At 62.7% G+C, this 13,853-nt stretch carries 12 protein-coding genes; 4 read left to right on the top strand and 8 right to left on the bottom strand.

Going from position 1 to position 13,853, the window contains the following annotated elements; all coding sequences use genetic code 11:
- Positions 1-73: 73 nt before the first annotated feature.
- The 4 genes from IAE40_RS10350 to tcyJ all read right to left on the bottom strand — a co-directional run bounded on the left by IAE40_RS10350 (position 74) and on the right by tcyJ (position 3,869).
- Complete coding sequence (locus IAE40_RS10350; protein WP_200603123.1) at positions 74-1,315, bottom strand: SfnB family sulfur acquisition oxidoreductase; 1,242 nt, start codon at positions 1,313-1,315, stop codon at positions 74-76.
- Positions 1,316-1,645: 330 nt separating this feature from the next.
- Positions 1,646-2,407 carry an L-cystine ABC transporter ATP-binding protein TcyN gene (gene tcyN / locus IAE40_RS10345; protein WP_065864450.1) on the bottom strand — a complete coding sequence of 254 codons (762 nt, stop codon included), beginning with the start codon at positions 2,405-2,407 and terminating at the stop codon, positions 1,646-1,648.
- A 2-nt stretch (positions 2,408-2,409) separates the two neighbouring features.
- The gene (gene tcyL / locus IAE40_RS10340; RefSeq protein WP_054891654.1) at positions 2,410-3,078 is read right to left on the bottom strand and encodes a cystine ABC transporter permease; all 669 of its coding nucleotides are present in this window, start codon (positions 3,076-3,078) and stop codon (positions 2,410-2,412) included.
- Entirely contained in the window at positions 3,075-3,869 is a 795-nt protein-coding gene (gene tcyJ / locus IAE40_RS10335) for a cystine ABC transporter substrate-binding protein (protein ID WP_054891655.1), read from the bottom strand. The genes tcyL and tcyJ overlap by 4 nt, the downstream gene beginning before the upstream one ends.
- Before the next feature lie 283 nt (positions 3,870-4,152).
- Here tcyJ and epsC point away from each other — a divergent pair, with 283 nt between their 5' ends.
- Both epsC and betT read left to right on the top strand, forming a co-directional pair.
- A complete protein-coding gene (epsC, locus tag IAE40_RS10330; RefSeq protein WP_153772478.1) occupies positions 4,153-5,091 on the top strand; it encodes a serine O-acetyltransferase EpsC in 939 nt (312 codons plus the stop codon).
- Positions 5,092-5,403: 312 nt separating this feature from the next.
- Positions 5,404-7,365 (top strand): choline transporter BetT, encoded by a 1,962-nt coding sequence (gene betT, locus IAE40_RS10325; RefSeq protein WP_172964839.1) that lies wholly within the window; start codon positions 5,404-5,406, stop codon positions 7,363-7,365.
- 40 nt (positions 7,366-7,405) lie between these two features.
- Here the strand turns inward: betT and tauD are convergent, their stop codons facing one another.
- The 4 genes from tauD to tauA all read right to left on the bottom strand — a co-directional run bounded on the left by tauD (position 7,406) and on the right by tauA (position 11,020).
- Positions 7,406-8,239 (bottom strand): taurine dioxygenase, encoded by an 834-nt coding sequence (gene tauD, locus IAE40_RS10320; RefSeq protein WP_153772477.1) that lies wholly within the window; start codon positions 8,237-8,239, stop codon positions 7,406-7,408.
- 123 nt (positions 8,240-8,362) lie between these two features.
- Entirely contained in the window at positions 8,363-9,202 is an 840-nt protein-coding gene (tauC, locus tag IAE40_RS10315) for a taurine ABC transporter permease TauC (RefSeq protein WP_153772476.1), read from the bottom strand.
- Entirely contained in the window at positions 9,199-9,990 is a 792-nt protein-coding gene (gene tauB / locus IAE40_RS10310) for a taurine ABC transporter ATP-binding subunit (RefSeq protein WP_200603122.1), read from the bottom strand. The genes tauC and tauB overlap by 4 nt, the downstream gene beginning before the upstream one ends.
- A gap of 58 nt (positions 9,991-10,048) precedes the next feature.
- A complete protein-coding gene (tauA, locus tag IAE40_RS10305) occupies positions 10,049-11,020 on the bottom strand; it encodes a taurine ABC transporter substrate-binding protein (RefSeq protein WP_153772475.1) in 972 nt (323 codons plus the stop codon).
- A 484-nt stretch (positions 11,021-11,504) separates the two neighbouring features.
- Between tauA and IAE40_RS10300 the strand changes: the two genes are divergently transcribed.
- Together IAE40_RS10300 and IAE40_RS10295 are read left to right on the top strand one after the other, a co-directional pair.
- Positions 11,505-12,857 carry an OprD family porin gene (locus IAE40_RS10300; protein WP_054891662.1) on the top strand — a complete coding sequence of 451 codons (1,353 nt, stop codon included), beginning with the start codon at positions 11,505-11,507 and terminating at the stop codon, positions 12,855-12,857.
- Between the two features lie 165 nt (positions 12,858-13,022).
- Entirely contained in the window at positions 13,023-13,661 is a 639-nt protein-coding gene (locus tag IAE40_RS10295) for a peroxiredoxin (protein ID WP_054891663.1), read from the top strand.
- Positions 13,662-13,853: the final 192 nt, after the last annotated feature.

Genomic DNA, 13,853 nt, shown 5'->3' with positions numbered 1-13,853 from the left:
CGCGGGCAAGCCCGCTCCTACAGAGGATCGCGATCACCTGTAGGAGCGGGCTTGCCCGCGAAAGGCCCTCAAGTCAAATCCAGGAATGCCGCGCAGGCAGCGTGCCGTTGAGGTAGTAGGCGCCGACCGCGTGGTACTTCCAGCGCACCGGATCGTGCAGCGTGTGCACCCGGGCGTTGCGCCAGTGGCGGTCGAGGTTGAATTCGGCGAGGGTGGCGCGGCTGCCGGCGAGCTCGAGCAGCTTCTCGCTGGCCTGCAGCGAAATCTCGGTGGTGAGCACCTTGGCCTCGGCAACGGCAATCGAGGCGCGCGCCGCAGCAGCGGCATCGATAGGCGTTGCATTGGCTTCATCCAGCACCTGCGCGGCCTTGCGTAGCAGGGCTTCGGCGGCATGCAACTCGAGCTTGAGGCGGCCGATGTCGGCGATCACATAGAGGTCGTCACTGGCACGCTCGACCTTGGCATCGATCCACGGCCGCGACTTGTCACGCACAAAGGCGATGGCGTCGTCGATGGCCGCTTCGGCGATCCCGGCGTCGATGGCAGCCTGAATCAGTTGCGAGACCGCGCCCTGGATATTGGGCTGGTCGGCCTGGCGCCAGTTGTCGATCACCAGGTCCGCGTCCACCGGCACCTGGTCGAGCAGCACCGTGCCGCTGGCGGTGGTGCGCTGGCCGAAGCCGGACCAGTCGTCGACGATGCGCAGCCCAGGGCTGCCACGGCGTACGAAGGCCAGGCGCTGGCGACCTTCGTCGTCCAGGGCCTTGACCGCCACCCAGTGGGCGAACAGGGCGCCGGTGGAGTAGAACTTCTCGCCGCTGATGCGGTAGGTGTCGCCGTCGCGGGTGATGCGGGCCTTGAGGGTCAAGGTGTCTTTGGTGCTGCGTTCGGGGCCGGCATTGCCGATGCGCCAGCCGTCCAGCACCGAGCGGAAGATCAGCGCCTGCTGCGCCTCGCTGGCGGTCAGGCGCAGCAGTTGCAACAGGCCGAACTGATTCTGCGGGATCTGCCCCAACGCCGGGTCGGCGGCGCTGATCAGGCGAAAGACTTCGGCGATGGTCGCGAACGACACATCCGGGCCGCCATGGGCCTTGGGCACGCTGATGCTGCCAAGCCCCGAGCGGGTGAACAGCTCGATCTCGGCCCACGGCAGCTTGCGTTGCTGGTCGCGGCGCGAGGCCTGCTGGCGCGCGACTTCGGCCAGTTCGCGGGCCGCTTGCAGGGCCTCGGCGTCATTGCGCAACACCTTGGCCGGCAGCAGCAGGGGCGAGCTGTCGATATCGCTGTGGAATTGGGTATTGGGTTGGCTGGACATCAGTGCCGCTCCTTGGCTGCACTCAATGCCCTGGCGTTACGCACTGGGGTGATTGTGTTCCTGACCATTCCTGAACCTCACGAAGTAGATGCGTCGCTACAGCTGGTCGCGACGGATGTGTGCGGGTCCGGTGGTCCGGTCTATATACCTTATGTGCTTATAAAAAGTTTATGAACTAACTCTTTGGAATATGAATAGAAGAGAGGCATTTGTCTGAGGTGCCGGACTCTTCGCGGGCGAGGCCCGCACCCACAGAGAACCGCACAGGCTTCATCGCCGGTGCGGCTCCTGTGGAAGCGGGACTTGCCCGCGAAGATCCAGCCGAGCTTTTCAGTCTTGCGAAGCAGTGGTCCCGAGGAACTTGCGCAGGAACTGCCGGGTGCGTTCCTCCTTCGGATCGGCGAACAGCGCCTTGGCCTCGCCCTGCTCGACGATCACGCCCTTGTCGAAGAAGATCACCCGGTTCGCCACATCACGTGCAAAGCTCATCTCGTGGGTGACGATGATCATGGTGCGCTTCTCTTCGGCCAGGCCGCGGATGGTCGCCAGCACTTCGCCGACCAGCTCGGGGTCGAGCGCGGAGGTCGGTTCGTCGAAGAGGATCACTTCAGGCTCCATCGCCAGGGCACGGGCGATGGCCACGCGCTGCTGCTGGCCGCCGGAAAGGCGCCGTGGATAGGCGTCTTCCTTGCCGGCCAGGCCGACCTTGGCGAGCAGCTTGCGGCCCAGTTCCAGGGCCTGGTCGCGCGGGGTCTTCTTGACGATCACCGGCCCTTCGATGACGTTCTCCAGGGCGGTGCGGTGCGGGAACAGGTTGAAGTTCTGGAACACGAACCCGGCCTGCTGGCGCAGACGGCGGATCGCGCTCTGCTGGCCGCCGAGCGGGCGGTCGGCGTCGATGTCGATATCGCCGATGCGGATTTTCCCGGCATCGGGTGTTTCCAGCAGGTTCAGACAGCGCAGGAAGGTGGTCTTGCCCGAGCCGCTGGGGCCGATGATGGCGACGACTTCACCGGCCTCGACTGTCAGGTCGATGCCCTTGAGCACGGTCTGGCCCTTGAACTGCTTGGTCAGGCCTTCTACTACGATCATCTTCAGTGCTCCTGGTCATGCTGGTTGACCCGCGCTTCCATGCGGTTCTGGAAGTGCGCCAGGATACTGCAGAGAATCCAGTAGATGACGGCCACGGCCAGGTACATGGTGAAGACTTCGAAGGTCCGTGCGGTGATCAACTGCGCCTGGCGGAACAGCTCTGGCACCTGGATGGTCGCCGCCAGGGCGGTATCCTTGACCAGCGAGATGAAGCTGTTGCCCAGCGGCGGCAAGGCGGTGCGCATGGCCTGGGGCAGGATCGCCCGGCGCATGGCCTGGGTACGGGTCATGCCGATGCTGGCTGCGGCTTCCCACTGGCCGCGGTCGATCGAGGAGATCGCCGCGCGCAGGATTTCGCAGATGTACGCCGCCATGTTCAGCGACAGGCCGATCAGCGAGGCGGGGATCGGATCGAGTTCGATGCCGATCTGTGGCATGCCGAAGTAGATCACGAACAGTTGCACCAGCAGCGGCGTGCCGCGGAAGAACGACACGTAGATCCGCGCCAGCCAGTCCAGCGGCAGGATCTTCGACAGGCGCATCAGTGCCAGGGCAAAGCCCAGCACCAGGCCGAAGAACATGCCGCCGACACTGAGCAGTACCGTGTAACCCGCGCCCTTGAGCAGGAAGGGCGTAGAGTCGATAACGAGTTGCAGGCTTTCAGAGATCATTTGGTGACGTCGGCACCGAAGTATTTCTCGGACAGCTTGGCCAGGGTGCCGTCAGCCTTGAGCTTGTCCAGCGCCTTGTTCACTGCTGCGAGCAGCTCAGGTTCGCCCTTGCGCAGGGCAACGCCGCTTTCCAGGCGCGAGAAGGCTTCGCCGGCAAGTTGAGTGTCCTTGGCCTTCTGTGCGTATTCCAGGGCGGCCAGGCGGTCGATCAGGATGGCGTCGATACGGCCGTTGCGCAGGTCAGCGAACTTGCTCGGATCGTCTTCATAGGTACGTACGTCGGCTTTGGGTACGTCCTGCTTGACCCACTGCTCGTAGTTGGTGCCCAGGCCCACCCCGACCTTCTTGCCCGCCAGGTCCTGCGCGGTCTTGATGTTCAGCTGCTCGGCCTTCTTCTTCAGGATCAGCGCCTGGATGCCGGAGATGGTGTAGGGCTCGGAGAAGTCATACTTCTTCTTGCGCTCTTCGGAGATGGTGACCTGGTTGATCACCACGTCCAGGCGCTTGGATTCCAGCGCGGCGAGGATGCCGTCCCACTTGGTTGGCTGGACCTTGGCCTTGACGCCCAGCTCCTTGGCCAGCAGTTCGGAGAGTTCCACTTCGAAACCGGTCAGCTTGCCGTTTTCGTCGACGAAGCTGAAGGGTGGGTAGGTGCCTTCCAGGCCGACGTTGATCACGCCTTTTTCCTGGATGGTCTTGAGCTGCTCACCCGCAAAGGCGTGACTGAACAGGCCGGTGCCCAGCAGGATGGCCAGGCTGGCATTGAGAAGTGGTTTGGTGAATTTGGTCATGGCTGTCCCCGCGCTTTGTTTTAAGTAGTGGGTGGCGACTATAGGGTGGGCTGTATAGCTCAGGAAATAATAAAAAATTATCTATTATTCCTTTCTGTTATTTCGTCCCTGAAGGGCAGTTTTGAGGGTAGCCGTGAACCGGGTCCCCGTCATCGCTGCTTATGCCCGACTTAGTGCAGGATGGAATAAAGCGTTGTTTTTTCCAAGGGAAGAATTTGCCGTAGAGTAATTCCTACAAGTGGCGGCTCTACCTACCGACACCGTCGCAAGCCAGGAGAACACCGTGAGCGAACATCCATCGACCGGCCATTGGCAATTGCCGGGCATCGTCAGCGAACTGCGCCAGGCACGTGACCAGTGGCGCAGTCGCAATGGCCGTTGCAGCAACAAGCAGGGCGGGCGCGAACTGCCCTCGCGCGAGGCGATGCGCGAGATCCTCGAGCAATTATGTGGAGCGTTGTTTCCCATGCGCCTGGGGCCTGTGGACCTGCGTGAGGAGGGCGAGGATTTCTATGTCGGCCACACCCTGGATGCGGCGCTGACCGCACTGCTCGACCAGGCGCGCCTGGAACTGCGCTACGCCGCGCGGCACGGCAATACCGAGGTCGAGCCCAAGGACGTCGATGCCCACGCACTGGGTCTGATCCAAGGCTTTGCCAAAGCCTTGCCAGGGTTGCGTGTACTGCTCGACACCGACGTGCTGGCGGCCTACCACGGCGACCCCGCGGCGCGTAGCGTGGACGAGGTGTTGCTGTGCTATCCCGGCATCCTGGCGATCATCCACCACCGCCTGGCGCACTACCTCTACCAGTCCGGGCTGCCACTGCTGGCGCGAATCAGCTCGGAGCTGGCGCATTCGGCCACCGGCATCGACATCCACCCCGGCGCGCAGATCGGCCAGAGTTTCTTCATCGACCACGGCACAGGCGTGGTGATCGGCGAGACAGCGATCATCGGCGAGCGCGTGCGCATCTATCAAGCGGTGACCCTTGGTGCCAAACGCTTCCCGTCGGACGAGTCGGGCACCTTGCACAAGGGCCTGGCGCGCCACCCGATCGTCGAGGATGACGTGGTCATCTATGCCGGTGCGACCATTCTGGGGCGCATCACCATCGGCAAGGGTTCGACCATTGGCGGCAATGTCTGGCTGACGCGCAGCGTGCCGGCCGAGAGCAACATCACCCAGGCGAACCTGCAACTCGATTGCCAGGACAAACAGTGAGGTAGGCCCGGCGGGCCCTATCGCGGGACAAGTCCGCTCCCACAGAGTGGAGCGGGCTTGTCCCGCGATAGGGCCGGAACTGCTGGCAAAGAGCAAAGGTCAATTGGTCGCCCGCCAGCGACCACAGGTCGCATTGAAATCCGATCCATGTTTAACTTGAACGCTTGTTCAAATTAAAACGCTGGTCCGCTGCCGGTGTTCAACAGGAGGATTCCCTTTGCTGAACCCGTTCAATCCGAGCCTTTTCACTGCTGTAGAGGTGCCCGTTTCATGAGTGCACCGACGCCTTCCCTTGCCAATGGCAAGATCCGCATGAACCCCCCGGTGTTCTACTTCGCGGCAAGTTTCATCCTCATCTTCGGCCTGGTGGTCATCGCTAACCCGCAAGCGGCGGGCGACTGGTTGCTGGCTGCACAGAACTGGGCGGCCAACACGGTCGGCTGGTACTACATGCTGGCCATGACCCTGTACCTGGTGTTCGTGGTGGTCACTGCGGTGTCCGGCTACGGCAAGATCAAGCTCGGCGCCGACCATGACGAGCCCGAGTTCAGCTACCTGTCCTGGGCCGGTATGCTGTTCGCTGCCGGCATCAGCATCACGTTGTTCTTCTTCTGCGTCTCCGAGCCCCTGACCCACATGCTCCAGCCGCCCCAGGGCGAGGCGGGCACGGCCGAGGCCGGGCGCCAGGCGATGCAGATCCTGTTCCTGCACTGGGGGCTGCATGGTTGGGGCGTGTTCGCCTTCGTCGGCATGGCCCTGGCGTACTTCGCCTACCGCCACAACCTGCCATTGGCATTGCGCTCGGCGCTGTACCCGCTGATCGGCAAACGCATCAACGGACCGATCGGCTACGCAGTGGACGGCTTCGGCATCATCGCCACGGTGTTCGGCCTGGGCGCGGACATGGGCTTCGGCGTGCTGCACCTCAACGCCGGCCTCGACTACCTGTTCGGCATCGACCACAGCCAGTGGGTGCAGGTGCTGCTGATCGCCCTGATGATGGGGGCAGCGGTGGCCGTTGCAGTTGCCGGGGTGGAGAAGGGCGTGCGGGTGATGAGCGACATCAACCTGTTCCTGGCCTGCGCGCTGCTGTTGTTCGTGCTCTTCGCCGGCCCCACGCAGCACCTGTTCAACACCCTGATCCAGAACCTTGGTGACTACCTCGGCGCCCTGCCGCGCAAGAGTTTCGACGTGTATGCCTATGGCGAGAATCGCGACTGGCTGGGCGGCTGGACGGTGTTCTACTGGGCCTGGTGGATCGCCTGGGCGCCCTTCGTCGGGCTGTTCATCGCGCGCATCTCGCGTGGCCGCACCATTCGCGAATTCGTCTTCGGCGTGCTGCTGATCCCGCTGGGCTTCACCCTCGCGTGGATGTCGATCTTCGGCAACAGTGCGCTGGACCAGGTGATCAACCACGGCATGACCGCGCTGGGGCAGTCGGCGTTGGACAACCCGTCGATGAGCCTGTACCTGCTGCTGGAGACCTATCCATGGAGCAAGACGGTGATTGCCGTCACCGTGTTCATCAGCTTCGTGTTCTTCGTCACCTCCGCCGACTCCGGCACCGTGGTGCTGTCGACGCTTTCTGCCAAAGGCGGCGACGCCGACGAGGACGGGCCGAACTGGCTGCGGATCTTCTGGGGCGCGATGACTGCGCTGGTCACCAGCGGCTTGCTGTTCGCTGGCAGCATTGATTCGCTGAAGTCGGCGGTGGTGCTGACGTCGCTGCCATTCTCGCTGATCTTGCTGTGCATGATGTGGGGCTTGCACAAGGCGTTCTATCTGGAAAGCCAGCGGCAGATCGCGCAGATGCACTCGCTGGCACCGTTCGCCCAGTCCCGCCGCGGACGCGGTGGCTGGCGCCAGCGCTTGAGTCAGGCCGTGCACTTCCCATCACGCGACGAGGTGTATCGCTTCATGGATGACGTGGTGCGCCCGGCGATTGCCGACGTGACCGAGGTGTTCGAGCAGAAGGGCCTGGCGCTGATCACCCAGGACGACCCGAGCCATGACAACGTCAGCCTGAAGATCGGCCATGGCGAGGAGCAGCCGTTCATCTACCAGGTGCAGATGCGTGGCTACTTCACGCCGTCGTTCGCGTTGGGTGGGCTGGGTACGCAGGAGCTGAAGAACCGCCGCTACTACCGCGCCGAGGTGCACCTGGCCGAAGGCAGCCAGAACTATGATCTGGTCGGCTACAGCAAGGAGCAGATCATCAACGACATCCTCGACCAGTACGAGCGGCACATGCAGTTCCTGCACCTGGTCAGGTAACGCGCGGCGCTTCCATTCGCGGGCTTGCCCGCGAATGGTTTCAGAACGGTGCGTCGCCGAGAATCGTCGCCCGGTGCATCACCCGCCGCTGCGGCCGGTAGTCGTCCACCGCGTAATGCTGGGTCACGCGGTTGTCCCAGAACGCCACGTCATTCTCCTGCCAACGCCAGCGAATGCTGAATTCCGGCCGTGTGGCATGGGCGAACAGCAGCTTGAGCAGCGCCTCGCTCTCGTGGTCGGCAAGCTCGTTGATCCGCGTGGTGAACCCTTCGTTGACGAACAACGCCTTGCGCCCGCTCACCGGATGGGTGCGCACCACCGGGTGCGACAGCGGTGGGTTGTTGCGGCGGGTGGCTTCCCAGCGCTCCAGGTCCTGCGCAGTGGTACCGAAGCGCTCGAGCGGGAACGACTTGGTGAAGTCGTGGGTGGCCGTGAGGCCGTCGAGCAGGGTGCGCAGGGGCGCCGACAAGGCTTCGAACGCAGCGATGCCGCTGGCCCACAAGGTGTCACCGCCGTAGGCGGGCAGTTGCTTGGCGCTGAGCACCGCGCCCAGTGCCGGGGTCGGCAGGAAGGTAACGTCGGTGTGCCAGACCGCGTTGTCGCGCACGTCGGTGACTGCGGTGTCGAGAATCAGCACCTGCGGGGTTTCCGGCACGTTGGGATAGATCGGATGGATGTGCAGGTCGCCGAAGCGCGCAGCGAAGCGAGCCTGCTGGGCGGGGTCGATCGATTGTTCGCGGAAGAACAGCACCTGGTGCTCGAGCAGCGCCTGCTCGATGGCGTCGCGCTGTGCATCGGTGATGTCGCGGGACAGGTCGACGCCGCTGATCTGCGCGCCGAGGGCCGGGCTGAGGGGGGTGATGGTCAGGCTCATGTCGGTCTCGAATGGGGGCGGTTGGCGGTGTCGTTGCGGGCCTTATCGCGGGGCAAGCCCGCTCCTGCAGGTAGCTCTGTGAACTTGTAGGAGCGGGCTTGCCCCGTGATGAGGCCGGAAAGGTCAGTGACTTTGTCCATGCCAAGGCACGAGGCGGCGCTGCAGGACGCGCAGGCCCATCTCCAGGGCAAAGGCGATCAGCGCGATCAGCAAGATGCCCAGCACCACCACATCGGTGACCAGGAACTGCGCGGCTGACTGGACCATGAAGCCCAGGCCGCTGGTAGCGGCGATCAGTTCGGCGGCGACCAGGGTCGACCAGCCGACCCCGAGGCCGATGCGAATGCCGGTGAGGATGTCGGGCAAGGCGCTGGGCAGGATCACATGGCGAATCAGTTGTACCTTGCTCGCTCCCAGCGACTGCGCGGCGCGCAGCTTGGCCGGGTCGACGGTGCGCACGCCGGTGGCGGTGGCGATGGCGATCGGGGCGAAGATCGCCAGGTAGATCAGCAGCACCTTCGACAACTCGCCGATCCCGCACCAGATCACGATCAGCGGCAGGTACGCCAGTGGCGGGATCGGCCGGTAGAACTCGATCAGTGGATCGAGGATGCCGCGGGCCACGCGGTTGTAGCCGATGGCGATGCCGACCGGAATCGCGGTCAGGGTTGCCGCCAGCAACGCCACGCCAATACGGCCCAGGCTCGCGCCCAGGTGCTGCCAGAGGCTGGCGTCCATATAGCCTTGGGTCAGCAGCACCCAAGCCTTGGCCAGGATGTCGCCGGGGGCGGGCAGGAACAGTGGCTCGACCCAGCCGACAGCGGTCACCAGCCACCAGATCAGCAGCAGGCTACCCAGGGTCAGGGCGCTGATCCAACGGGTCGGCAGCGGGCGGCGGGCCTTGATCGCCGATGCGGTGCGGGTGTCGGTTTTGCCGGCGACCGGCAGGTCCAGGCTGCTCATGCGGACTCCTCGCGGCGGGCGGCACGTTGGGAAAAGACTCGCGACAGCACATGCTCGCGGGTTTCGATGAAACGTGGATCGGACTTGATCGCCCGCGCCGGTTCGCCCGCGGCGTAGCGCTGGCCGAAGTCCAGTTGCAGGCGCTCGACCACGCGCCCCGGATTCGGTGCCAGCAACACCAGTTCGCTGGCCAGGAATACGGCTTCCTCGATGTCGTGGGTGATCAGGAACACCGGCTTTGCGGTGCGCTGCCAGACCTGCAGCAGCAACTCTTGCATCTGCTCGCGGGTGAAGGCATCGAGGGCGCCGAAGGGTTCGTCCATCAACAGTACGCGTGGGTCGGCAGCCAGGGCGCGGGCCAGGCCCACGCGTTGCTTCTGTCCGCCTGAAAGCTGCCAGATGCGCCGGTCGCCGAACCCGGCCAGATCGACCAGGGCCAGCATCTCACGTGCCTTGGCTTCACGCTGTGCGCGAGGTACGCCGGCCAGCTCCAGGCCGAAAGCGACATTGCCGAGCACGTCCTGCCAGGGCAGCAGGGCGTCATCCTGGAACACCACGCCGCGGTCGGCGCCTGGGCCTTGCACGGGTGCACCGTCAAGGGTGATGCGCCCGCCGCTGGGGGCGACGAAGCCGGCGACGAGATTGAGCAGCGAGGTCTTGCCGCTGCCGGAGGGCCCGAGGGCGACCAGCAGTTGGCGTGGCCCCAGCGTCAGGTTGATGTCATCCAGCACCGGGGTGGTGGCGCCGGGGTACTGTGCGCTGATGCGCTCCAGCTCGAGCAAGGCCATGATGGGCTCCGGTTCGGGGCGCAGGGCGCCCCTGGGTTCGATCGGTTGGGCAGGTGCTTCAGTTGGGCAGGAACTTGGCCGTTACGTACGGCGAGTAATCCGGCAGCACTGCCTCGACCTTGCCCTGCTCCTTGAGGAAGGTCGCGGTGTCGGTCAGTGCCTGGGTGGTAGGCGCGCCCAGTGCCGCGGTCTGGTCGGCGGCCAACGGGTAGACGTTGCCCTCCAGCAGGCCCGGGATATCGCCGGTCTTGGCGCCGGACAGCTTGGCGAGCTTGCTCACGTTGTCTGGATTGGCCAACCAGGCTTTCGGGTCCTTGCGGTAGTCGGCGTAGGCGTCAAGGGTGACCTTGGCGAACGACTTGACGATCTCCGGGTGCTTCTCGGCGAAGTCCTTGCGCACGATCCAGGCATCGAAAGTCGGGGCGCCTTTCTTTGCCAGTTCGCCAGAAGTGATCAGCACCTTGCCGTTTTCCTTGGCCACGCCTAGCGCTGGGTCCCAGACGTAGGTGGCGTCGATGTCGCCGCGTTTCCAGGCGGCGATGATCGCCGGTGGCGCGAGGTTGAGGATCTGCACCTTGGCCGGGTCGATGTTCCAGCTCTTGAGTGCCGCCAGCAGGCTGTAATGCCCGGTGGAGACGAAGGGCACGGCGACTTTCTTGCCGATCAGGTCCTGTGGACTCTTGATGCTGTCGCGGGCGACCAGTGCTTCACCGGCACCGATCTGGGTGGCGATGAGGAAGGTTTCCACCGGCACCTTGCGGGTGGTCGCGGCAGCCAGCGGGCTGGAGCCCAGGTAGCCGATCTGCACGTCGCCGGAGGCGACGGCGGCGATGATGTCGGCACCGTTGTCGAATTTGCGCCAGTCGATGCTGGCGTGGCTGGCTTTTTCGTAGCTGCCATCGGCCTGGGCCACCTTGGCCGGGTCCACGGTGGTCTGGTAGGCCACGGTCAGGTCGGCGGCCTGGGCGAACCAGCTGGCGCTGGCCAGGGTCAGCGCGGCGAACAGGCGCAGGGGGGCGTGGGGGATCATGATCGAACCTCTCGTCAGGCATCGGGTGATGAATGACGCGAAGACTAAATGATCTAAGAATTACAAAATAAATAACTTTTCAGAATTAGCTTAGGAGACAAAACGCTTAGAAATCGGCGCCGTCAGAGGAAGGGTTGTGAAATTTTTGTGAAAGACTACGCTTTCACAACTTTTCACGGAGCGCCCTCTGGCAAAGGGGTGCAGATAACCGGAAGCTATGAGCGAAGGACGTGCATACACCAAATGACGCTTAAGGTTCCGTAGTTATTCCGGAAAAATCTGACGATTTCATAAAACGGTCATTTTGGATTTATAGGATTGTCATTATCCTGTAGCGCAGGTGCATTAGACCAAAGTCGTGAAATCTCTGGTAACGATTGACTTACCAGTCACACTTTGGTGCTAAATCGCTTACCCGTGGCGAGGGGGGCAGCAGATCCCCCCGCCTTGAGAATACAAAAATTAGAATGTAGAGGAGCAAAGCATGTACAAGTCTAGCCTGGCCCTGGCCGTGGCACTGGGGGTTCTCGCCCAACAAGCGGGCGCCGCTGGCTTCATCGAAGACAGCAAGGTATCCATCAGCTCGCGCACCATGTACTTCAACAACGACGACCATGAAGTTCGCACGAACGCTCAGGGTCGTAACGGTGACCAGCGCGAAACCGCCCAAGGTTTCAAGCTCGACTACCTGTCCGGCTTCACCCAAGGCACCGTTGGTTTCGGTGTCGACGTTCAAGCTCTCTGGGGTATCCATCTCGATGGCGGCCGTGGCCGTCACCCGGATAACAACACCTTCTTCCCAAGCGACAGCGACGGCTCTGCCGTGAGCCAGTGGGCTCGCATCGGTGGTAACGCCAAGGCTCGCTTCTCCAAGACCGAAGTCCACTACGGCAGCGCCCTGGCGCCAAACCTGCCGATCCTGGTCTCCAACGACGGTCGTCTGCTGCCGCAAACCTTCGAGGGCGGTACCGTCCAGTCGAAGGAAATCGACAACGTTACCCTCAACGCGGGTCAGCTGACCCACGCCATGGGTCGTGCCTCGAGCAACCGCACCGGCCTGTCCGTTGGCGGCGCTTACCGCGACAGCAACAAGTTCCAGTTCGCCGGCGGCGACTGGAAGGTCACCAAAGACCTGACCCTGCAGTACTACTACTCGAACCTGGAAGACTTCTACAAGCAGCACTTCCTGGGTCTGACCCACGTCTACCAGATCGCCAACGATCAGTCGTTCAAGACCGACCTGCGCTGGTTCAAGAGCAGCAGCGACGGCAAGAACGGCGAAGCCGGCTACACCTTCAACAACAACGGTGGCTACGCCAAGAACGCAGGCGAGGTCGACAACAAGACCTGGTCCGCGATGTTCACCTACACCATCGGCGGCCACGCAATCATGCTGGGTCACCAACAGGTTGGCGACGACGGCGGTTTCGTCTGGCTGAACCAGGGTAACGTGCGCAAGGACGGCAGCACCTCGCCGCTGGAAGGCAACGGTGGCTCGAGCTTCTACCTGTTCACCGACAGCATGATCAACCAGTTCGCCCGTGCTGGCGAGAACACCACTTTCGGTCAGTACTCCTATGACTTCGCACGTCTGGGCGTACCGGGCCTGAAGGCATCCGTGGCCTACCTGCGCGGTGATGACATCAAGAACGCCCGCACCAGCGGCACCTACAGCGAGTGGGAACGCGACGCGCGTATCGACTACGTACTGCAGGAAGGCACCCTCAAGGGCCTGGGCGTCAGCCTGCGTCACGGCACCTACCGTGGCGGCGGCGAGAGCATCAACGATGCCGATCAGACTCGTCTGATCTTCAACTACACTTACAACTTCATGTAAGTCGTAGCTGCAACGAAAGAGCCTCGCCTGGTGCGAGGCTTTTTTGTGCCTGCGAATCCGTATTCTTTCCGGTTATAAATAAATCAGTATTTATTCTTTTTGTTTTTAATCGGAAGCAGGCACATTGAATCCCACAAGGCCAGACACAGCACAGGAGCCGCTTCCATGAGCCTCAAACTCGGCGACATCGCCCCCGACTTCGAACAGGATTCCAGCGCCGGCAAGATCCGTTTCCATGAGTGGCTGGGCAACAGCTGGGGCGTGCTGTTCTCCCACCCGGCCGACTTTACCCCGGTGTGCACCACCGAACTGGGCCTGACCGCCAAGCTCAAGGATGAGTTCGCCAAGCGCGGCGTCAAGGCTATCGCACTGTCGGTGGACCCGGTCGACTCGCACCACAAGTGGATCGATGACATCAACGAGACCCAGAACACCGTGGTCAACTTCCCGATCATCGCCGATGCCGATCGCAAGGTGTCCGACCTGTACGACCTGATCCACCCCAACGCCAACGACACGCTTACCGTACGCTCGCTGTTCGTGATCGACCCGAACAAGAAGGTACGCCTGACCATCACCTATCCAGCCAGCACCGGGCGCAACTTCAACGAGATCCTGCGGGTGATCGATTCGTTGCAGCTGACCGACAACTACAAGGTCGCCACCCCGGGTAACTGGCAGGACGGCGACGAGGTAGTGATCGTGCCTTCGCTGAAGGATGAGGACGAGATCAAGCAGCGCTTCCCGAAAGGTTATCGGGCAGTCAAACCCTATCTGCGCCTCACCCCGCAACCCAATCGTTGATCCTCGTTGCATTGCTCTTAGCCATAGCAGGGATTTCGGGCCGTTTCGACGGCCCTTTTTTATGCCTGCTCTTCGTGCGGGCAGGCTTGCCCGTGAAGCGAATGAGAAGGCGCGCTTCAGGGTGAAAAGCTATATCTCCATAACGAATAAACAAATGAAAAAATATGATTTCTAGATATATGTGGCGAGCTG

Source organism: Pseudomonas sp. S44 (assembly GCF_016624805.1).
Taxonomy (GTDB): domain Bacteria; phylum Pseudomonadota; class Gammaproteobacteria; order Pseudomonadales; family Pseudomonadaceae; genus Aquipseudomonas; species Aquipseudomonas machongensis.
Note: the sequence above shows the minus strand (reverse complement) of the source record. Positions and strands in the feature narration are given on the sequence as shown.